The 406-nt window shown below is 59.1% G+C and carries 1 protein-coding gene; it reads left to right on the plus strand.

The window, feature by feature from the left end:
* On the plus strand, positions 1-406 hold a 406-nt coding region (locus XnspCFBP7698_RS21205), incomplete at both ends, for a calcium-binding protein (RefSeq protein ID WP_304480441.1).

Genomic DNA, 406 nt, shown 5'->3' on the forward strand with positions numbered 1-406 from the left:
GACGGCGGTGCTGGCAATGACACACTCGACGGCGGCTACGGCAACGACGTGTACCGGTTTGGTCGTGGATCTGGAGGTGACTCCGTTACCAACTACGATTGGACCGCAGGCAAACGCGATGCGATCCTCATGGGTGAGGGCATCTCTACCGGAGACGTTTCGGTAGCACGGGACGGTGATAGCTTGGTGTTGAGCATCAAGGGCACCTCTGACAGTGTCCGGGTCAACAGCTACTTCTATGCTGATGCGACCTACGGCTATCAGGTAGAAGAGGTCCGCTTTGCCGACGGCACAGCTTGGGATATCGCTGCAATCAAGGCGCTGGTCCAGGCGGCAACGGACGGCAACGATGCACTGGCCGGCTATGCCACTGCCGATGTGCTCAACGGTGGTCTGGGTGATGACA

The organism is Xanthomonas sp. CFBP 7698 (assembly GCF_003600855.1).
In the GTDB taxonomy this organism is placed as follows: domain Bacteria; phylum Pseudomonadota; class Gammaproteobacteria; order Xanthomonadales; family Xanthomonadaceae; genus Xanthomonas; species Xanthomonas cannabis.